The organism is Neobacillus sp. BF23-41 (assembly GCF_041106275.1).
This window is the reverse complement of the sequence record NZ_JBGBPR010000002.1, coordinates 184,400-206,006: the sequence shown is the minus strand read 5'-3', so window position 1 is coordinate 206,006 and position 21,607 is coordinate 184,400. Positions and strand designations below refer to the sequence as shown.

At 37.1% G+C, this 21,607-nt stretch carries 19 protein-coding genes; 14 read left to right on the top strand and 5 right to left on the bottom strand.

The features are described 5' to 3' along the window. Positions 1-480: 480 nt before the first annotated feature. The 3 genes from AB7942_RS04120 to AB7942_RS04110 are packed head-to-tail and all read left to right on the top strand — an operon-like array spanning position 481 to position 2,284. Positions 481-906, top strand: a complete 426-nt coding sequence (locus tag AB7942_RS04120; protein ID WP_369445907.1) for a hypothetical protein — start codon at positions 481-483, stop codon at positions 904-906. Beyond that, positions 897-1,880 (top strand): hypothetical protein, encoded by a 984-nt coding sequence (locus tag AB7942_RS04115; RefSeq protein ID WP_369445906.1) that lies wholly within the window; start codon positions 897-899, stop codon positions 1,878-1,880. Before AB7942_RS04120 ends, AB7942_RS04115 begins: the two co-directional genes overlap by 10 nt. Before the next feature lie 20 nt (positions 1,881-1,900). Next, on the top strand, positions 1,901-2,284 hold the full coding sequence (locus AB7942_RS04110; protein ID WP_088085641.1) for a VOC family protein: 384 nt from the start codon (positions 1,901-1,903) through the stop codon (positions 2,282-2,284). Between the two features lie 63 nt (positions 2,285-2,347). Here the strand turns inward: AB7942_RS04110 and AB7942_RS04105 are convergent, their stop codons facing one another. After that, positions 2,348-2,662: a DMT family transporter gene (locus tag AB7942_RS04105; protein ID WP_369445905.1), complete on the bottom strand. Its 315-nt coding sequence runs from the start codon at positions 2,660-2,662 to the stop codon at positions 2,348-2,350. 1 nt (position 2,663) lies between these two features. Further along, complete coding sequence (locus tag AB7942_RS04100; protein WP_088085643.1) at positions 2,664-3,011, bottom strand: DMT family transporter; 348 nt, start codon at positions 3,009-3,011, stop codon at positions 2,664-2,666. Positions 3,012-3,243: 232 nt separating this feature from the next. Between AB7942_RS04100 and AB7942_RS04095 the strand changes: the two genes are divergently transcribed. Further along, complete coding sequence (locus AB7942_RS04095; protein ID WP_483310835.1) at positions 3,244-3,648, top strand: globin domain-containing protein; 405 nt, start codon at positions 3,244-3,246, stop codon at positions 3,646-3,648. Positions 3,649-3,707: 59 nt separating this feature from the next. On the opposite strand, the gene AB7942_RS04090 is transcribed toward AB7942_RS04095, so the two are convergent. The 3 genes from AB7942_RS04090 to AB7942_RS04080 form a co-directional block, all read right to left on the bottom strand. Next, positions 3,708-5,006: an ABC transporter substrate-binding protein gene (locus AB7942_RS04090; protein WP_369445903.1), complete on the bottom strand. Its 1,299-nt coding sequence runs from the start codon at positions 5,004-5,006 to the stop codon at positions 3,708-3,710. 96 nt (positions 5,007-5,102) lie between these two features. After that, positions 5,103-5,930, bottom strand: coding sequence for a carbohydrate ABC transporter permease (locus tag AB7942_RS04085; RefSeq protein WP_369445902.1), 828 nt, complete (start codon positions 5,928-5,930; stop codon positions 5,103-5,105). Beyond that, positions 5,930-6,898 carry a carbohydrate ABC transporter permease gene (locus tag AB7942_RS04080; RefSeq protein ID WP_369445901.1) on the bottom strand — a complete coding sequence of 323 codons (969 nt, stop codon included), beginning with the start codon at positions 6,896-6,898 and terminating at the stop codon, positions 5,930-5,932. Before AB7942_RS04080 ends, AB7942_RS04085 begins: the two co-directional genes overlap by 1 nt. Before the next feature lie 96 nt (positions 6,899-6,994). Here AB7942_RS04080 and AB7942_RS04075 point away from each other — a divergent pair, with 96 nt between their 5' ends. The 10 genes from AB7942_RS04075 to AB7942_RS04030 all read left to right on the top strand — a co-directional run bounded on the left by AB7942_RS04075 (position 6,995) and on the right by AB7942_RS04030 (position 21,588). Further along, complete coding sequence (locus tag AB7942_RS04075) at positions 6,995-8,932, top strand: sensor histidine kinase (protein WP_369445900.1); 1,938 nt, start codon at positions 6,995-6,997, stop codon at positions 8,930-8,932. Next, entirely contained in the window at positions 8,929-10,518 is a 1,590-nt protein-coding gene (locus AB7942_RS04070) for a response regulator transcription factor (RefSeq protein ID WP_369445899.1), read from the top strand. The genes AB7942_RS04075 and AB7942_RS04070 overlap by 4 nt, the downstream gene beginning before the upstream one ends. Positions 10,519-10,674: 156 nt before the next feature. Next, positions 10,675-12,471, top strand: a complete 1,797-nt coding sequence (locus AB7942_RS04065; protein ID WP_369445898.1) for a histidine kinase — start codon at positions 10,675-10,677, stop codon at positions 12,469-12,471. After that, positions 12,446-14,029: a response regulator transcription factor gene (locus AB7942_RS04060; RefSeq protein ID WP_369445897.1), complete on the top strand. Its 1,584-nt coding sequence runs from the start codon at positions 12,446-12,448 to the stop codon at positions 14,027-14,029. The genes AB7942_RS04065 and AB7942_RS04060 overlap by 26 nt, the downstream gene beginning before the upstream one ends. 26 nt (positions 14,030-14,055) lie before the next feature. Next, a complete protein-coding gene (locus tag AB7942_RS04055) occupies positions 14,056-15,381 on the top strand; it encodes an ABC transporter substrate-binding protein (RefSeq protein ID WP_369445896.1) in 1,326 nt (441 codons plus the stop codon). A gap of 19 nt (positions 15,382-15,400) precedes the next feature. After that, entirely contained in the window at positions 15,401-15,787 is a 387-nt protein-coding gene (locus AB7942_RS04050; RefSeq protein WP_369445895.1) for a glyoxalase superfamily protein, read from the top strand. Between the two features lie 317 nt (positions 15,788-16,104). After that, a complete protein-coding gene (locus AB7942_RS04045) occupies positions 16,105-17,040 on the top strand; it encodes an ABC transporter permease (RefSeq protein ID WP_246869768.1) in 936 nt (311 codons plus the stop codon). 18 nt (positions 17,041-17,058) lie between these two features. Beyond that, positions 17,059-17,940, top strand: coding sequence for a carbohydrate ABC transporter permease (locus AB7942_RS04040; protein ID WP_088085655.1), 882 nt, complete (start codon positions 17,059-17,061; stop codon positions 17,938-17,940). 61 nt (positions 17,941-18,001) lie between these two features. Continuing rightward, positions 18,002-19,618 carry an ABC transporter substrate-binding protein gene (locus AB7942_RS04035; protein ID WP_369445894.1) on the top strand — a complete coding sequence of 539 codons (1,617 nt, stop codon included), beginning with the start codon at positions 18,002-18,004 and terminating at the stop codon, positions 19,616-19,618. A 491-nt stretch (positions 19,619-20,109) separates the two neighbouring features. Continuing rightward, the gene (locus tag AB7942_RS04030) at positions 20,110-21,588 is read left to right on the top strand and encodes a glycoside hydrolase family 32 protein (protein WP_369445893.1); all 1,479 of its coding nucleotides are present in this window, start codon (positions 20,110-20,112) and stop codon (positions 21,586-21,588) included. Positions 21,589-21,607 lie beyond the last annotated feature (19 nt).

Sequence of the window (21,607 nt, the reverse complement as noted above, 5' to 3'; positions counted from 1 at the left end):
GAACAATCCAGCGCTTTTTCCCTGGGGCGAAGTCAAGAGTAAATCAGTGATCATGTATGGGATTCAGAACTCAGTGGATAAGTTGAGGAAAAAACCTAAATCCCTTCTTCAAAAAATATTTTCGTAAATAGAGCCACCACAAGTTATCGGTTAACTTGTGGTGTTTTTATTATGAATTATTAAATCCCTTTAATAATTACAAGAGTTTCTGTTATAACTCAAGGAGAAGCATAATAAAAATCATATTTTGTGTAAAATTACACTACGATATTAGGACCTTTATAATTTATTTAAATGCATTCCCCATCCATGGGCGAATTTTTGAGTTCTATGAGCGAATCTTTGGTTTCAATGAGCGAATATTGGACTTCTATGGGCGTATTTAGTGTTTTTATGGGCGAATCTGTGCTTCCAATTTTCGGCCGCTCTTAATTTTAACATGATACAATTAATATATATAATCCACAAGAGGTGAAAAGCATGAATCCGTCTAATCCAAACAATACCTCACGATCAAGTGAAATCGATTTAAAAACTATCCTTACCAATCAAAATAAAGAAGAATTAATGAGGATTATTCTTGACCTGTCAGATGATTTCCCCGAAATTGAAAAACAGCTTCTTTTTAAATACACTTCTCATAAAGACGAAATTTCATCAGCGAAAAAGCTTATTACTGAATCTATTAATCGTGCAAAAAGGAAAGGTTTCATCGATTGGCGTCACGTGGCCCCAGCATTACAAGGTGCAGATCTGACTCTCCAAAAAGCACAAGAAAAAGTAGATAAAGGTGAATGGGAGAGTGCAATTTTATTATCACTAGTTGTATTGTCACCTGTTGTAAAAATGCTCAATTTTTCTGATGACTCAAATGGCTCAATCGGTGACGTTATGAATTGGGGATAAGAACGATTGACGATGCAGTAATTGCCAGTCTGCCCAATTTTAATGAAAAAGAGAAGAAGGGGCTTTTTGACGCGATCGTGAAAGAAGCTTTAAAAGAACATTATAATGGCTGGAGTGATTGGCGCTATGCTCTTTTAAAAATTTGTACCTATTATTCTCCTATTAAAGATTTGAAAAAAAAGTTAGAAAAACAGCTAAAATCCCTCTTTGAGAAGACAGAATCATCTTGGAGTGATAGATTTGAAAAAACACAAATAAAATTGCTACAGTTCGAAAACATTGAACGTTGTGATGGTGTAGATGCTACTGAGATATTTATATATGAAAATATCCAACATAGCGAATTTCGTGAAAAGGCAATCGCTAATGAACTAGGAAAAGGTGAATTCAAGAAAGTGATTCAACTTTGTTTGGATGGTGAAAAAGCAGACGCAGAATATCGAGGCCTTGTCCATAAGTGGCGAGAATACCGATATCAAACCTATGAATTGCTTGGAGATATTGAACAACAAAAGCAATTAGCAAGAGAATTGTTATTCACAAATGAATTTACCTATTACTTAAAACTAAAAGAATTATATCCCGCAAACGAATGGGATGATGCTTTGAATAAGATTGTAGATGATTTTAAAAAGATGAAGAACAAGCTCCCTGTGTACCTGTCAATTTTAAAAGAGGAAAATTTAACTGCAGAGCTTTTAACCTATTGCCAGAGTAATATTCGGTCTATTATTGATCTGTATCCCTATATTATTAAAGATTATTTAGAAGAAGTAAATAAGCTTTTTATTAAGTTTATTGAGTACTCAGCTGAGGAGGCTACCGATCGAAAAAAATATCGAACGGTTTGTTCCATCATAAAAACCTACAAAAAAGCCTGTGGAACAATCCATTCACATAAGCTAATTGGAGAATTAAGAGAAAAATATAAACGCCGACCAGCGTTTATAGAAGAGATTAGGAAAATTAGGTAAGCCGATAGGAGATCAAAGCTATGCTGCATCATTTAGAAATCTATGTTTCCAACCTTAGCAGATCAAGTGAGTTTTGGGGGTGGTTTTTAACTGAAATTGGATATGAGCCTTTCCAAAAATGGGAGTCTGGTTTCAGCTGGAAACATGGAGAGACTTATATTGTTTTTGTTCAGGCGGATGACCGTTTTCTAGATATTCCGTATCATCGTTCTAGAGTCGGCCTGAACCATTTAGCTTTTCAGGCAGTATCAAGAGAGCAGGTTAATCAAATGACATTACAATTGAAGGAAAAAGGCGTTAATATTCTATATCCAGATAAACATCCATTTGCTGGCGGGGGATCTCATTACGCTGTTTTTTTCGAAGATCCTGATCGAATCAAAGTGGAATTAGTAGCACCGTAAAAGCAGAGGTCAGTCTCCGATAAGTTACGCGCTAACTTCCCTGAGAGCTGACCCTTTTAAGTATTATGATAGTGCCTTTAAGCCGACAACACCTATAATAATTAAAATGACGCTAAAGATGCGCCCAAGGTTTTTTGATTCACCAAAAAGAAACATATTAATAAAAACAGCACCAGCTGTCCCAATTCCGACCCAAACGGCATAGGCAATGCTTAGTTGAAGAAACTGAAATGACACATATAAAAAAGCCAGTGATGCGCCGAACCCGCCAATATATAGAACACCATTTCGGAGCGTTTTTTGCTGGCTGTATAATTTGAGTCCAGCCGCACCGGCGACCTCACTTGCAGCTGCTAAAAAGACAAAAACCCAGCCCATATTAGGCAACTCCCTTTACGGCTGCTTTTTCATCTTCTTTGTCCGAGAGATTTAATCCGATGACGCCAATGACAATGGTCAAGATAAAAAAAGCCTTCCCAGGACTAAAGCTTTCCCCAAATAGGTATATATCCATTAACACCGTTCCAATTGTCCCTATTCCGGCAAATATCGCATAAACAGTACCTGTGGGGAGAGTCTCGCATGCCATAGGTAGAATATGGTAGTCTAAAAAAATAACTCCAACGACGATTGCCCACTGCCACCACGTTTGTGCCTCATTAAATCCGTATACCCAAATTAATTCAAACAAACAGGTTAAACCAACGTAAATCCAGGCCTTATTCATTCTTTACACCTCTTGAAAGACCGCTTGTACTATAAACCAAAATGGTCCGATTAAATACTAATATGAAACCAGCATATTATATTAGGATACCACAATTTTTTAGAAAGTTGTTTTAAACACCTTTCCAACGCGTGGGAATTTATGTATTTTTTTATTTACTGTGATATCAATCACAAAAACCTTTCCGCTTTAACCTTATAATAATCAAAAATAGGGAAAAAAATAAAAGTGGATGGTGACGAAATTGGAATACAAACTTAAATCACTATATGAGGAAATAGGCGGACAGGAAACAATTGATAAACTGGTCAATGCCTTTTATCCGCGAGTATATGCTGACCCTGAGTTAAGACCATTGTTTGAAGGGGACATGGAAGAAATAAAGCGCAAGCAGCGAATGTTTCTCCCGCAGTTTTTAGGAGGTCCGGCCCTTTACAGTCAGGAATTTGGTCCGCCAGCAATGAGAGGGCGGCATCTGCCATTTGAAGTAACGCCGAGAAGAGCCGCATGCTGGCTCCGCTGTATGAAGGAAGCATTTGAGGAAATTGGACTTGATAAAGAACCAGTAGGACAAGCATTTTATGATCGCTTAACGCAAGTGGCTGGGATTATGGTCAATAGCCCGGATCGTGAATAAGAACTAGTTAAATATTAAAAGGCTCTTCTCAGATTGAGAAGAGCCTTAGATTTTTAATACTACTTCTTTAATTTAGCCCAAGTTGCATCTAAAGCTTTTTCTGTTTCTGCTTTAGATTTTTGGCCGCCAACATAGGCTTGAAGGGAAGCGCCGAATTCTTGACCTGCACCATCAGGATATTTCATGAACTGCCAAGAGTAGGTTTTGCCTTCTTGAGAGTATTTCTGAAGTTCTGCACCTAGTGGTCCAATATCTTCTGCTTTTGCTTCAATTGTTTTAAAAGCAGGGATGTATTTGAATTCCTTAACTAATGCTGTTTTACCTTCTTCAGATGAAACCATCCAGTTTAAGAAATCTTTTGCCGCTTTTTTATCTGCTTCAGGAGCTTTGTTATGAACTACCCAGTTTGTTGGTACGTCAACCATTAATTTATCTGCTTGTGCTGCATCATCAGTAAGTGCCAATGGAATGAAACCAACTTCCATGCCAGGATTTAATTTATCTAGCATCGGCTGAATCCAGTTACCTTGCTGAATCATTGCTGTTTCGCCGTTGGCAAATTGCGTTACTTCTGTATTGTAGTCAGTTGTTAATGGATTTTTATTACCGTATTTAATCGTTAAGTCTACAAGCTTAAAGTAGTCATTGAAGTATTTGTTGCCTTCAATTTTAGCTGTACCTTCGTTTAAACCCTTAATGAAGTTTTCGTCATCTGCTTGTTGGTAAGCGAACGGAACGTTAAGACCATGGTTTGCTAAAACCCACCATTCAGCATATCCAACTGAGAAAGGTGTAATCCCGGCAGCTTTCAGTTTTTTCGATGCAGCTTCTAACTCTGTGAATGTTTTTGGTACTTCGGTAATACCGGCTGTTGCAAATAACTTTTTATTGTAAGCAAAACCATAGCCTTCCATATTAACAGGTTGACCATAAATTTTTCCATCGATTGTCATAGGTAGTAATGCGCTCTCATAGGCATCTTTTACCCAAGGCTGATCGGATAAATCTTCAAATTTATCTTTCCATGTTTGTGCCTCTTGATAACCGCCATTACCAAAGATATCAGGAGCTTTGTTAGAAGCAAACTTTGCTTTTAAGGCTGCAGAACCATCTGCGCCACCGCCCACTGTTTCAATATTAAAGGTAACTTCTGGATGTTCTTTTGTATATTGGTCTGTTAATGCCTTTAATTGGTCAGCGATTTCAACTTTCCCATTAAAAAGATCAACAACTACTTTCCCATCTTTGCCACCGCTGCTTTTTTTATCACTAGATGCACTGTCGCTAGAACAAGCTGTTGCTAATAGAAGTGAAGCGGATAGTACACCTGCAAGTAAAGAATATTTTTTGATCCCCATTAAAATTCCCTCCTGTAGTAAAATCTATTTTTATATTAGTCTCTGCTATCTGTCAAACAGATAGCAGAGGTAGTTCCTCATAACTAAATTATATTACTACTTAATTGATCCGCTGGTAATCCCTTTAATAATGTGTTTTTGCATCGCAAAGAAGAAGATTAACAACGGTATGATGCCCATAACCAATGCTGCAAGTGCTAAGTCCCATTGCTTTGTATATTGTCCAAAGAAGGAGAACGTTGCTAATGGAATCGTTTTTAATTCCGGATCCTGAAGAACAAGTGATGGTAATAAGAAGTCATTCCAAATCCATAAGCTGTTTAAAATGACGATCGTAACCGTAATCGGTTTTAATAGTGGAAAAACGATTCTCCAAAATACACCAAACCTTGAACAGCCATCGATAATTGCTGCCTCTTCAAGTTCGACCGGAATTCCTTTGATAAACCCGTGATACAAGAAAATCGTCATCCCTGATCCAAAGCCTAAGTACATAATGACAAGACCCCAGACGCTATTTAAAAGTCCAAAGGTACCTGCTGTTTTGATGAGCGGGATCATGATCGATTGAAACGGAATAATCATCGCTGCAACGAAAATCATGAAAATTACGTTACTGATCTTCTTTTTTGTTCGGACCAGCATGTAGGCCGCCATTGAACAAAAGACAACCAGAACGACATTACTTACAACTGTAACAATTAAAGAGTTTGAAAATACCTTCAGATAGTTCAATTTTTCGAAGGCGCTCACATAGTTCTCAAACTGCAGCACGGACGGCAGGGCCGAAGTGTTAGTTAAAATCTCAGCAAACGGCTTTAAGGAGTTCGAAATAACATAATAGAAAGGGACTAAAAAGGCTAGGCCAAGCAGGATGGCAAGGATTTCAACAATAAATGTTTTTCCTGAGTACCTGTTTCCCATTAGGACTCAACCTCCTTTTTCTTCGAATATGTCACTTGAATAACAGAAATAGCTGCGACAACAAGGAAGAAAATAAGTGCTTTTGCTTCACCAATTCCGTAGCGGTTATTAACAAATGCTTCTGTGTAAATATTAAGCGCTAACATTTCAGTTGACTTAAATGGACCGCCATTCGTCAGGGAAAGGTTTGCATCAAAGACCTTAAAGGATGATGCCGTTGTTAAAAATAAACAAATGGTAACAGCTGGTGCGACGAGGGGCATGGTGATGTGACGAAGAATCTGCCACCTATTTGCACCGTCAATTTTCGCTGCTTCAATTAATTCTTGAGGAACGTTCTGTAATGCTGCAATATAGATAATCATAATGTAGCCTGCACCTTGCCATACACTGACAATCACAATTCCCCAGAAGGCGGTATTTTTATCGCCTAACCAAGCTAACTCAAAAAGAGGGATACCTGTAAGCGCACCGATGGAGGCAAAGCCTTTGACAAAAATAAACTGCCAGATAAATCCTAATAAAAGACCGCCGATCAAGTTAGGCATGAAGAACACTGTCCGTAAAATATTTCTCGTTTTCAACATTTGGGTGACAAGTAAAGCTAATCCAAACCCAATTGCATTTGTTAAGATAATGGCAACGACCGTATATTTCGTTGTAAGTTTAAAGGAAGCTTGGAATTGCTTGTCCTCGGTGAAAATGTACTTGAAATTGTCCAAGCCCACCCATTTGACCGCTCCTGTGATTCCGTTCCAGTCTGTAAAGGCATAATAAATTCCTGTAAAGAAAGGAATCAGAACAATGAGCATAAAAGCTAAAAAAACGGGTCCTACAAATAGAGCAAATAATCCTGCTTCTTTCAGTTTCTTATTTTTATTTAAGGAAACTGACTTCGATACTGCTACGTTTTTTGGTTTTACTAATACTGAGGATTCAACTTTTTCCACCTTACTTTGGCTATTCATTACCTGCACCTCCATAATTTCATTTTAGAGAATAATAAAAATTATGAAACGGCTTACATTGACCAGTAGGGTGGAATATATTGAACAGTCATTCCTATGGACAAGTCAATATATGCCCTAGGAATGGATATAGATAGTTGTTACAATGGAGAAAATTCATTAATTGGAGGAAGGTTAGTTCTATTTTTTTATATAACTAACCAAGATGATATGCAGTGGGGAATTCGTAAAAAGCTTATTATATTTTTAATACTAGTAACGGTTCTGCCTTTTGGAAGTTCGATCGCGATTACTTATTACCAAACAACAAAGTCTCTTAATAATCGCTTTGTTTCAACCAATCATGACCTGATTGTCAAAGGTGAAGATGAACTAACTGTTTATTTGGAAGATGTGGCCCAGATGTCGTCCGTACTTTACCGATATACGCCCTTTATGAATGTGATGAGGGATGGGCTATCACAGAATTTAAATACTAATCAGGAAGAAGTTCGACGAGCTCTTGCTTATTTATTTAATACACGACCTGAGATTGAACAAATGCACATTTACATTGATAAAGGGAAGGATTCCTATACCAATTATCATTCTAGAATTAGCGGCAGAGCAAAGTATGAGAGTATCTTTTCGCATCCTTATTATGCACGTTTAAATCGATATAACAGCCTTTTTTCTGTTATTGAACCGCCCCATGAAATGTATAGTTATAACAATATATCGGTTATCCCAAACTCGGAAAAGAAAAATGTCCTAAGCTTTCATAACGTCCTTCGTGACGTACCGTCAGACAAGCTATTAGGCTTTTTGTCTATTGATATTAATCTTTCCAAAATAGGTGCGATTGCCGGCCGCTTATATACAAAGGACATGGAAGACTTGTACATTATGGATGAAAAAGGAGTTATAATATACTCCTCCAATGAATCAATGATCGGCAAAGAAAATAAAGAAAAGTGGTTTGGGAAAGTAAAAAAGGAGTCTGCCTCAAGTAAAAGTACGGAATGGAAGGATAAACAATTCTCAGGTGTGATTGTTCACGATAAGTTCTCCGCTCCCTACAAGAATTGGTATATCGTGAAACGAATTCCTTACGATGTACTTTATCAAGGGGCTAGAGAAACCGCATTGATCAATATTTTGATCGGTATCGTGACTCTCATTTTTGTGCTAATCGCCACCATGTTTGTTTCATTTAAGATAACTGCACCGATAAAAGTATTAATTGATAACATGAAAAAAGTAGAAAAGGGTGAATTTGAGGCGGATTTTGATTCATTAGGAAATGATGAAATTGGGATGTTGGGAAGGCATTTCAAAGTAATGATTGCGAAAATCAATGATTTAATTGAGCGAGAATATAAATTAGATATAGAAAATAAAGAATCACAGCTGCGCGTATTGCGGTCACAAATTAACCCGCATTTTTTATATAACGCCCTTCAATCGATTGGTACCTTGGCGTTGAAATCGAAAGCCGTTCCTGTCTATTCCTTACTCACTTCATTATCGAAAATCATGAGGTACAGTATGAATATGAAGGAAGACATTGTCCCTTTTATTTCAGAGCTGATGCATGTTAAATCCTATTTATTGTTACAAAAACAACGCTTTGACGAGCAGTTTGAATTTGAATTAAATGTCCCAAAAGAAGTTCAAGAAATACTAATACCGAAAATGATTTTACAGCCAATTGTGGAAAATTGTTTTAAGCATGGCTTTGATCAGCAGGTAGGAAAAGCATTTATTCATATTGAGGCGAGTGTTCAGGACGACGCGTTGGTTTGCCTTACTGTAAAAGATAATGGAATAGGCGCAAATGAAGAACAGTTGAAAAGTATCAGGCAGGAATTATATCATGGTGTGTCAAAAGAAGAGAAGCATAGAGAAACGATTGGCTTAAAAAATATATATGACCGATTACAGATTTATTACGCGAATCAAGCACACATGACAATTAACAGTAATGAAGAAACTGGATTTTCTGTGACCGTTCAGTTTCCAAAGGTTATGCAAAAAGAGGTGGAGCATTCATGAAAGCATTAATCGTCGATGATGAAAAGCACGTTCGAGAAGGAATTAAGATCCTGGGTGATTGGGAACAAAACGGAATTGATGAAATTTATGAAGCCGGTAATGGAGAAGAAGCGATACAGTTAATTCAAAAGTATAAGCCAGAGATTATTTTTTCAGATATGAAAATGCCAAAAATGGATGGCGTCAACCTGTTAGAATGGATTAAAGAAAATCAGCCCACCAGCAAAACTATTGTTGTGACAGGTTATGATGATTACCACTACATGCGCAAAGCCATTCATTTCGGAAGTTCAGATTATCTCTTAAAGCCGATTGATCCCGAAATCTTAAATCATACGTTGGAAACAGCTGTGGATGAATGGAAAAAAGAAGCTTTGGACAGGGAGAGAAAAGAAAGCAGCTCTCAATTAATCAATGAAATGAAGCCGGTTTATCGAGACCGCAAGCTTACCCAGCTAGTAAATAGCGATAACCTGAAGGAAGATTTGTATGAGAATTTTGGTATTCATCCGTCTCACAATTATCAAATAGCCCTTGTTCGGATTAACGGAAAGACAATTGAGGCATTTCAAGGAGATCGTGATTTAGCCTACTTTACGATTTTGAACGTCATTAACGAAATTATGATGAAAAATGAATGTGGAATTGGATTTCGTTACTTATCCAATAAAGGCGAAATTGTGATTATCTTTTGGAACAAGTTTGAGCAAATAGGGGAACTATTAAAACAAATCTTTAAGATGCTAAGAGGTACAATGAATATCTCTTGTCCGATTGTTTTAGGTAAACTGGTTAATGAGAGTTCCAGCTTAATTGAGTCCTATCGTCATGCTAAGCAATTATTTTATAATCGTAATATTTTGGAAGATAGAGAAACTCGCGTCCATGTGACAGAGGACCTTCCAAATCATGGATTAAGGAACCTTATGGACTACTCTGCTAGTATAGAAATGGCTGTACAAGCTGGGGAGATTGGGGCCTTTGTTGAAGTAATCAACCAAATCGAGTCTGATTTTACAGAAAACCACTTTCTATCATTAAAACAGCTGTTCCATTTAGAAAATGAATATTTGGTGATCAGCAATAGATGGTTTAAGCATTATAATCTACCTGTTAAAGTAGCAGAGGACATCGAAAAACGAATTGATTTATTTTTTGATGTAAACGGTCACTTTATGCTTGAAGAATACAAAGAGAGAAAGAAACGAGAGATTGCTATCTTTTTGAAAAAAGTTAAGAAAGGAACCCTTCAGAAACAAAGTAACATCATTTATGATATTGAAAAGTATTTGCAAGCGAACTTCGATCGGGATGTAAAACTGCAAGAGATCTCCGAGCATTTTTATATCAGTCGAGAATATATCTCGAGAAAATTCAAACAAGAATTTAACGTCAATATATCAGATTATATTGTGAAGTTTCGGATGAAGAAGGCCAAAACATTATTAAAAAACAGCCAGTTAAAAATTTATGAAATTGCTACTATGATAGGGTATCAAGACGACAAATATTTTCGCAAAGTATTTAAAAAGATTGAGGGCATTACCCCGAATGAATATCGTGAAGCCTATATGAATCAGAGATGAGCAGAGCCGGAATCCGGCTTCTGCTCATTTTTATGGTATGAAATAACCCGTGGTAAGTTGATAGGGGATATGTTAAATTGAATAGATACTAAAAGTCAAAACTTATTGATTGAGCCTTTGAATGTAAGGGTTTTCTTTTTCGTTTGGGGGGATACCATGTTTTTTTCCTTACGCAATCGCCTATTTATTATTTTTACTTGTTTGTTAACAATTCCATTAATCATTTTGTCGATGATAATCCCGAGCTGGTTTACATCTATTATTGAAGATCAGACCCAGGAGTTAACAATAGAAGCAATGGATCAGTACTCGCTCTATATTGACTCGATTACAACGCAGGCGGAGGATTTAGGAAAACAGGTCCTAGTCAATCAAACGACACAGCAGTGGTTAAAGTTAGAAAAAAGGGATGCAAATATACCGAAAGAACAGAGCTTGTTACAGAAGAATCAACTGAAAATGATGCTATCATCAATGATGGTGAACAATTCAAATGGTATGTCTATCTCAGTCGTTCTGAATAATGGTGAGGGGGCATGGGGCAATAACCCCAACTTACACAACCTAGATTGGTTTAAAGACTTTACGATCAATGAACAACGATTTGTAAAATCACATATTGACCCATATATGCCAGCACAAGGAAATAGTAATAGTTATATTTTGCCGCTGGTTGATTTGAACACGGTTGTTTCATACGGATTAATAAAGGTTAATTTCCCTTCATCTTTGCTAGAAACAGCCTTACGAAAAATCACGATTGGAAAAAATGGACATGCTTATTTATTAGATCAGCAGGGAGCAAATGTATTAGAGGGGAAAATCGATACCCCAAAAAGGGTATTAAAAAATAGTTTAACTAAAATAAAGAATAATACAAAACAAAAAGGTTTATTAGAAACTGATTATCAGGGAGAAAAATACTTTGTTTTTTTCCAAAAGTTAGCAGTTGGTGATTGGATTCTTGTCAGTGAAGTGACCAAGTCTGACTTATTCTCAAAAGTTAATATTCTACAGCGAAACTTACTTATTACTAGTGCGATTGTGTTTTTAATAACAATCTTTGCGTCGTTCATGCTCTCTTCCAATATCGTAAGCCCTTTAGGAAAACTAGCAAAAGCGATGAAATTTATCGAGCATGGGGATTTTTTAGGTGCAAAACGCTTTATGCCAACCATTAAATCGTCTAATGATGAAGTTGGTTATGTGATTAAAGTATTCGACCATACAGTCGATCAATTGAAGCATTTAATTGAAACAGAATATGAAGCCAACATCCGTCGAAAAGATGCGGAATACAAAGCCCTATTACTGCAAATCAATCCGCACTTTTTGAACAATACCCTTGAAATCATTGGGGGATTAGCTGTTCAGGGCAAGAATAAAGAGGTCATGAATGTAAGCATCTACTTAGGCCGGATGATGAGGTATTCATTGAATACACAAAATGACGTCGTGAGATTAGGTGAAGAAATCAGCTATATTCGCAGCTACACCGACATTTTAAAGGTGAGATATGAGGACGCCCTCACGATTGATATTGTGGAGGATCCGGAGACAAGAAATCTCTCTATTATTAAATTCATCCTCCAACCGCTCGTAGAAAATGCCGTCAAATATAGTTTTATAGAAAAGACCACGGCTGAAATTTTTATTAAAACGAAAAAAGCGAATAATCAAATAAAGATAGTTTTAGAAGATAAGGGAATTGGCATGTCGGAAGAAGTGATATCAGACTTAGTGAGTGAAGAAACAAAGAATGAAACCATTAGTGTCCTAGCGAGCAAAGGAAACAGCATTGGTCTAAAGAATGTCCTTGGGCGATTAAAGCTTTACTACGGAGAGCGCTTTTCCTATCAGATTGAATCTGAAAAGAATGTAGGCACGAGGATTACATTATGTATAAATTTTGATAGAGGTGATATACATGATGAAGGTCATAATCACGGATGATGAAATTCAAGTTCGTAAAGGTTTACGAATGAAGGTGGATTGGGAAGAAGAAGGTTTTGAAATTGTTGGCGAAGCTTCTAATGGGAAAGATACACTTGAATTGCTTGGTTGCATGGATATTGATTTGGTCATTACAGATATGAGGATGCCCATTATGGATGGCCTTGAATTAGCTAAACGATGTCAGCAGGAATTTCCAAGAGTAAAAGTGATCGTATTATCGGGTTATTCCGATTTTGAATTGGTACGTGGTTCCATGAAGGAAGGGGTTAGAGACTATCTGTTAAAACCGGTAGCCCCAGATGAATTAGTAGAAGCATTACGAAAAATTCGTAAAGAAATTGAGGAAGAGCGGCGAAAACAAGTTGAAACGGCTCAGATGCGTCAGCTTGTTCTTACTCAGCTTCAAGAAGTACAGGAACAATACTTGCTCTATTTAGTTAAAGAGGAATGGTTACAGCTTAATCTGGTTATTGAAAGACTGCGCCAGCTACAACTCGAGGAACTTGTAAATGAGGACGCCATTGTCCAATTTGTCAGCGTGGAAATTAGAGAGGGCTTTGGCAATCCCAATCGATTAAAGGAGCTCTGGCTTCCTTTCCAAATGTTATGCAAAGAGATCTCAAAAGAGAATACAGGAACTTATTCGTTTTACGACCCAAGTTATGCTAATATGGTTCATTTTCTAATACGAATAGATATAAATAGTCCTTCTAGTTTGGTTGAAAGAGTACAACAGAATGTGAAAAGGTTGTTGAGTTTAGAAACGGTGATTGGAATCGGAAATGTTGTCAAGGGTCTAGCTAGCTTTAAGACAGGTTATATTTCTAGTTTGCTTGCCTGGAGTCAAAGTCAACTAGGCTGCCATTCACAAGTGATTGATGCGGCGATAACGAAAGAGGATGCATTTGAGTTTTCACCTGATTTTGAAAGAAAGTTAACAAATGCAATTGAAAATGTTCATTTCGAGGCATTTAAAGAAAATATTCAAACCATATTGAGAGGGAATGGAAACCAATCGATTTTATCCTTTTCTTATGCTGCCAATCGAGTGTTATTTCTGTTAGGGTCTCTGGCAAAAAAATATGATATCGAAACGAAAGATATTCAAAAAATGATTTGGAATTGCCAACAAAGTATCTGGGAACTTAATTCGCAAAGTAAAGTGCTTGAAAACCTCTTTCAATTGGCTCAGTTAATCATTGAAAAGGTACGTATGGCGCGGTTTTCGAACGGGAAATTAATCGTTGATAGTGTTCGGCATTATCTAGATCAGCATTATGCTAGTGAAATTTCACTTACTCTTTTATCTGAACTATTTCATATCAATAGTGCTCATTTATCGGAAACATTTAAAAATTATGTCGGGCAGAATTTTAGTGATTATCTTGTGAATTTACGAATGGACAAAGCCCGGGAGTTTTTAAGAGATAAGCAACTAAAAATCATTGATGTAGCAAACTTAGTTGGCTTTTCTAACTCTGGATATTTCAGTACTGTTTTTAAAAAACACTTTGGACAAACCCCTGTTGAATTCCGTAATGCCTTAGATGTTTAAGTTTTCAAGAAAGAAAGGGAATGTTGATGAAAAAATGGTTCACTATTTTTGCAATTATACTTTTGGGTATTTTAGTGTATGCGTTGTCCTTTTTTGATACATTCTCTGGTAGCACCCAAAAAGAGAAAGCGGAAAAACCAAAGAGTTCCGAACGAACTGAGTTGACGTTTTGGCGAAATAGTGGAAATACGGCTGAAAATAAAGCATTTGAAGAATTAGTTTCTGTTTTTGAAAAGGCAAATCCCGATATCTCGGTGAATATGAAGTCTATTCCATACGGTGATTATGAAATAAGGCTGCGAACTGAACTTGCCGCAGGGAACCCTCCGGATATTTTGACGATTGACAGTCCTACTCTTGCTCTTTATGCAAATACCGGATCGTTATTATCAATTGATCCATTTATGAGAAAGGAGGGGCAGATTGATGATATTCCTGCCTCTACCTTGCGAGGATTAAGTTATAAGGGTCAAATTTACCTTGCACCGATTGTCGAGTCAAGTATTGCTTTATATTACAATAGACATATATTTAAAGATGCCGGTATCCCTTATCCATCTGAAGATCCCAAAAACCCATTAACATGGGATGAGGTATTAGAGATTGCTAAAAAAGTAAATAATCCTGCAAAAGATGTGATCGGTATTGACCCGGCACAGAGTTTTAATGATGGAGAATCTCCTGCTTATTTTAAAACACCGCTACTTTGGCAGTTTGGTGCTAATATTTTAAGCCCCGATGGAACTACGGCAAGTGGATATTTAGATTCAAAAGAAGCGTTAGATGCCCTTCAATTTTTTCAAGATTTATATCATAAAAATGCTGTTGCGGCATTTGAATTACCCCCAGCTGCGTTTGAGTCAGGCAAACTTGCGATGACTGTGCTTGGTTCATGGACACTTGCAGATTTGGAAAAAAATCACCCTGAATTCAAGCTGGGAGAAGATTTTGGAGTAACGCCACTGCCAAAGGATAAGTATCAGTTTGTTCCAAATGGAGGATGGGCGCTCGGAATCACCTCTAAATCAAAACATCCACAGGAAGCTTGGAAGTTTATTAAATATGTGACAAGTTATGAAGGAATGAAAAAGTATGTAACCATAACAGGTGATGTTCCTGCAAGATACTCTGTAGCAAAAGATTTTCCAGAGCTGAACGAATATCCTAAGAACATTTTCTTACAGCAAACGCAAAAATATTCAAGGAACCGCCCGGTTACTCCTGCGTATCCGGTTGTAAGTGATGCAATAAGGAAATTATTTGAGGATGTTGGAATCGGCGGGAAGGATGTAAATGCTTCGGCGAAGGAAGCAGTAGAAAAAATCAATGCAGGGCTTAAAGAAATTCAATAAATTGGGGGCAGGGATTTACATGAATAAACCTGAAATAACCATGAAAAGTCTCACACCAATCCTTCGTATATTTGATGAGTCTAAAGCCAGAGAGTTTTACTTGAGTTTTCTGGGATTTGTGCTGGATTGGGAGCATCGATTTGAGGGAAATATGCCGTTGTATATGCAAATATCTTATCAAAATTGTATCATTCATCTTTCTGAGCATCATGGTGATTGCTGTCCAGGTGCAGCGGTGAGGATTGAAGTGGGGAACATCGAGTCATTTCATTCACAGCTTCTTTCAAAGGATTATAAGTACGCCCGTCCTGGCATCGAAGAGACTCCATGGAAAACCAAAGAACTATGCATTCATGACCCGTTTGGCAATAGAATAATATTCTTTGAGAGCACCTCTTCTAGTTAAGGAACTAGGGGAGTTTTTTTTTGTTGGTTCGTGCTTTAAAAGGCATCTCCCACTTCCTCTCATATGTTTTAACAATCCACCTTAATCATAAATAAAAAAACAAAAGAAGAAATGCGTGAATACTTTGTTAATTTATCCAAAAGTAAATGGAACCGTTTCCAACTGCCGAAAATTTTAAACGTCCATTTCCGAAGATATTAAACTCTCTCCTTTTCCAAATTTGCTAAAGTTAAAACCAGATAAAGAAAAAAGCTATTTGATAGGAGGTTAAGAGCTTGCAAGAGTTAGTAAATGTTCAAAAAGAACCAGTTGTACAGATCCAAGCGGAAAAGAAAGCAGCTTCGAAACTGACAGGCAAATTGGAATATATCAAGAAAAACTATCATCTTTATTTGCTTATCGCTCCAGCTGTTATTCTAACAATCATTTTTAAATATATTCCGATGTATGGAGCCATTATTGCCTTTAAAGATTTTAGTACGATCAAAGGGATTTTAGGAAGTGATTGGGTCGGATTTGATAATTTCACCAAATTCTTATCTTCACCTAACTTTACTGACATTTTTATGAATACGCTTAAACTCAGTTTTTTTGGCTTAATCGTTGGGTTCCCTGTCCCTATCATACTTTCATTGATGCTTAATCAACTACGAAGGGCGGCCATTAAAAAAAATATTCAACTCGTGCTCTATGCACCAAATTTTATTTCTGTGGTTGTAATTGTTGGTATGGTGTTTATTTTCTTATCACCAACAGGCCCTATCAATCAACTGGTTAGCTTCATAACTGGAAAGCCGCTTATGTTCATGTCAAATCCAGATTATTTCCGATCAATCTATATTATCTCTGGTATTTGGCAGGCGGCAGGCTGGTCATCGATTATCTACGTGGCGGCTTTATCGAATGTTGACCCTGAATTACACAATGCAGCAACGATTGATGGAGCAAATATTCTTCAAAGAATGATTCACATCGATTTACCGACATTGAAACCATTAATGGCAGTAACATTTATTCTGGCTGCTGGAGGGATTATGTCGATTGGATTTGAAAAAGCATATTTAATGCAAACCGCAATGAATTTGCCTTCTTCCGAAATTCTGCCAACTTATGTGTATAAAGTAGGTTTGCAGTCCGGCGACTATGCTTATTCAACAGCTGTTGGCCTGTTTAATTCAGTCATTAACGTAATCTTGTTAATCGTAGTTAATAAAATCGTTAAGAAGTTAAACGAAGGCGAAGGTTTATATTAACGAGAAAGGAGTCTTGATATGAATATAAAGCACACCCGCATAGACCGAATCATATTAGGCTTTAATAATATCTTTCTATGCTTAGCCGTATTAATCGTGTTAGTTCCCTTGGTATATGTCGTTCTTGCGTCATTCATGGATCCAACGGTGTTATTAAATAAAGGGATTTCGTTCAATTTTTCAGATTGGAGTTTTAAAGGATATCAGTTGATTTTATCCAATGATGCGATGGTCCATGGCTTTATCAATTCTATTCTTTATTCAGTAGGATTTGCCGTTATAACCGTTGTAGTTTGTATTTTTGCTGCCTATCCATTATCGGTAAATGGCTTTGTCGGGAAAAATTTCTTTATGACACTATTTATTATCACCATCTTCTTTGGAGGTGGACTTATCCCAACCTACCTGGTTGTAAAAGACCTCGGAATGTTAAACACCCCATGGGCGATTTTAATACCGGGCGCCGTGAATGTTTGGAATATTATCCTAGCAAGGACTTATTTTAAAAGTATTCCTTATGAATTACATGAAGCAGCAAAGGTGGATGGAGCATCCGATCTATTAATCTTCTTTAAAATCGTTATGCCACTTTCCAAACCTATCATTTTCGTCCTAGCAATGTATGCATTTGTTGGTCAATGGAACTCTTATTTTGATGCGATGATTTATCTCGAGGATCCGAAATTGCACCCATTACAATTAGTTTTGAGGTCAATATTGATTCAAAATCAGACTGGACCAGGAATGATTAGTGATCAGCAGGCTATGGCTGAACTTAAAAAGCTTTCAGAAATGATCAAATACTCATCGATTGTTATTTCTAGTCTGCCGCTTATTATCATGTATCCATTCTTCCAAAAGTACTTTGAAAAAGGTGTCATGGTGGGTTCATTGAAATAATGAGCCAATTTAATAGATTTTATTGTAAATGCTTACACACAATATTTAGGAGGGTAATGATATGAAAAATGTAAAAAAAGTTATGGCTGCATCACTGGCTATGATATTACTAGTTTCAGGCTGCAGTAACAGCAGCAAAAGTGAAACTGCATCATCAAAAGAGTACAAACTAAAGGATGTAACATTTCCTTTAAAAGAAAAAGTGACATTGAATTTTATGACCCAAAGCTCCCCACTAGCGCCGGCTGATCCTAATAAAAAATTAATTTATAAGCGTTTGGAAGATCAGTCGGGTGTTCATATTAAGTGGAAAAACTATACCTCCGATGCTTTTATTGAAAAAAGAAACCTGGCAATGGCGAGCGGCGATCTGCCGGATGCCATCCTCGATGCAGGTTTTAATGACCACGATCTATTAAAACTTGCAAAAGATGGTGCGATTGTTCCTGTGGAAGATTTAATAGAGAAGTACATGCCTAACCTACAAAAGGTTTTGGAAGCAGCACCTGAATATAAAGCAATGATGACTGCTCCTGATGGACATATTTACTCTTTCCCATGGATTGAGGAGTTAGGTTCAGGAAAAGAAAGTATTCACTCGGTTGATGATTTCCCATGGATCAATGTGGAATGGTTAAATAAATTAGGTTTAAAAATGCCGACAAACACAGAAGAATTAAAGCAAGTATTGATTGCCTTTAAAACAAAAGATCCAAATGGCAACGGAAAAGCGGATGAAATCCCGATGTCGTTTATTGGAAAGCAAGCAGGCGGGGAAGACCTAGCATTCTTATTTGGCTCGTTTGGCCTTGGTGAAAACTGGGATCATACGGTTGTAAGTAATGATGGAAAAGTTACGTTTACTGCATCAGATAAAGGGTACAAAGAGGGAATGAAATTTCTCAATGAGTTATATAAAGAAGGTCTAATCGATGTTGAAGCGTTTGAACAAGATTGGAACACGTATCTAGCAAAAGGCAAAGATAATCGTTATGGTTTATATTTCACTTGGGATAAAGCAAATATTACTGGTATGAATGACAAATATGACCTAATGAAGCCGCTGGCTGGTCCTGATGGCCATGTGAACGTAGCGAGAACCAATGGAATGGGATTTGATAGAGGAAGAATGGTTATTACAAGTGCGGATAAGAACATTGAACTAACTGCAAAATGGATTGATCAATTATATGAACCAAAGCAATCTGTTCAAGATAACTGGGGTACGTATGGTGATAAAACCCAACAAAATATCTTTGAATTAAATGAAGCAGCAGGAATGCTAAAACATTTACCTTTATCAGGTACAGCACCAGTGGAATTAAGACAAAAAACAAATATCGGCGGACCATTAGCGATTTTAGATGAGTATTATGGAAAAGTTACCACAAAACCAGATGATGCTGCATGGAGATTAGGATTAATGAAGGATGTTATGACTCCTCATATGACTGCAGAAAATATTTATCCAAGAGTATTCTTCTCATTAGAAGATAGCGATAAACTTACAACAATTGAAACGGATATGTTTGCTTTCGTTATGAGAAAACGGGCCGAATGGATTCAAAATGGAAAAGTGGAAAAAGAATGGGATGGATATTTGAAAGAATTAGACCGCTTAGGATTACAAGAGTGGTTAAAGATTAAACAAGCAGGATACGACAGGAACACAAAATAAACGATTTTAAGTAATAGGGCTGAGGTTGTACTGTACAAGCATACGTACAGCCTTATTCCAATTTAGGATGATAGAAATTCATAAAAAATGGCGATGAAGTACAAATCTGATTGAAAGCCAGTATCTGTCCATCATAAGGTTGATGAAAGACAAATCTAACGGAGAGCCAGTGAGATCATCCCATCGTAAGGTCGATGAAAGACAAATCCAATGGAAAGCCAGTGAGATCTGTCCATCATAAGGTCGGTGAAAGACAAATCTAACGAAAGCCAGTGAGATCTGTCCATCATAAGGTCGATGAAAGACAAATCTGATTGAAAGCCAGTGAGATCTGTCCATCATAAGGTGGCTGAAGGACAAATCTAATAGAAAGCCAGTGAGATCTGTCCATCATAAGGTGGATGAAAGACAAATCTAACAGAAAACCAGTGAGATCTGTCCATCATAATCGAAATAAAAGATATTAAGAGAAAACAAAGGAGTGACACATTATGACACAACGATATAAAGAAAAGCATCGTCAGCAGTTTCATTATTCACCTGAAGAAAAATGGATGAACGACCCCAACGGCATGGTTTTTTTTAATAATGAGTATCACCTTTTTTATCAATACCATCCATTTGGTACCACATGGGGACCAATGCACTGGGGACATGCGGTTAGTAAAGATCTAATTCACTGGGAACAGCTGGCGATCGCGCTATATCCAGATGAGCATGGTGCAATTTTCTCTGGAAGTGCAGTAGTGGATTGGAATAACACATCAGGATTTTTCCAGAATGGACCTGGGTTGGTAGCCATTTATACGAGTGCGGATAACTATCCAGATTCCGAGCGGCCGCGTCAGCGTCAAAGTCTTGCTTATAGTACCGACAATGGAAGAACATGGACCAAATACGAAGGAAATCCCGTACTTTCTGATGTAAACATTACCGATTATCGTGATCCAAAGGTTTTTTGGCATGAAGAAACGAATAAATGGGTAATGGTGTTAGCGACTGGACAATCCATCACCATTTACACCTCTCCAAACCTAAAAGATTGGGAGTTTGCAAGTGAATTTGGAAATAATGCTGGGTCACATGACGGCGTTTGGGAATGCCCTGACCTGTTTCAATTGCCAGTAGATGGTGATGTAAACATCCCAAAATGGGTCCTGTTTGTCAGTATTGGTGATAACCATGATTTCAAAGAAGGTTCAAGAACACAATATTTTATTGGTGAATTTGACGGAACAACCTTTGTAAATGAAAATACTGATGAAACAATTCTTTGGATGGATAATGGTAGGGATAATTATGCAGGCGTAAGTTGGTCTGATAACCCAACTGAAGATGGAAGAAGAATTTATATTGGCTGGATGAGTAACTGGCGTTATGCCAATCAAGTACCAACGGAAGAATGGCGCAGTGCGATGACATTACCTCGAGAATTATCGTTAACTTCTAGTGAGGATGGAGTCGGCTTGGTTCAAAAGGTGGTTTCAGAAATCAATTCGATTCGAAAAAGCTCAGAAGTTTATCAGAACCTAACGATTGAATCAGGTCAGCCTGCATCTTTTAATATGTTCAGTCCACTGGTCGAAGTAAATTTAGAGTTTGAAAAACAAACTTCCAATTCGTTTGGTATCGTCTTACAAAGTTCAGAAAATGAAAAAACAGTGATTCGTTATGATGTGGAAAGGGAACTAATAGCAGTTGACAGAACTAATGCAGGAGATAATAGTTTTTCAGAATCTTTCGCAGCGGTACAAGAAGCTCCTTTGAAAATGGAAAATGAAAAAATCAATCTTCAAATTTTTGTCGATGCCTCTTCCATTGAATTATTTGCAAATGATGGGAAGGTAGTAAGTACTAGTTTAATCTTTCCAAATCAGCCATATGAAAAAATTGTTTTGTTTTCAAATGAAGGAGACACCCAGGTGTCTTTATTAAAATTAACAGAACTAGATTCTATATGGGGTAAGTAATTTCATTTTTAGCAAAGCT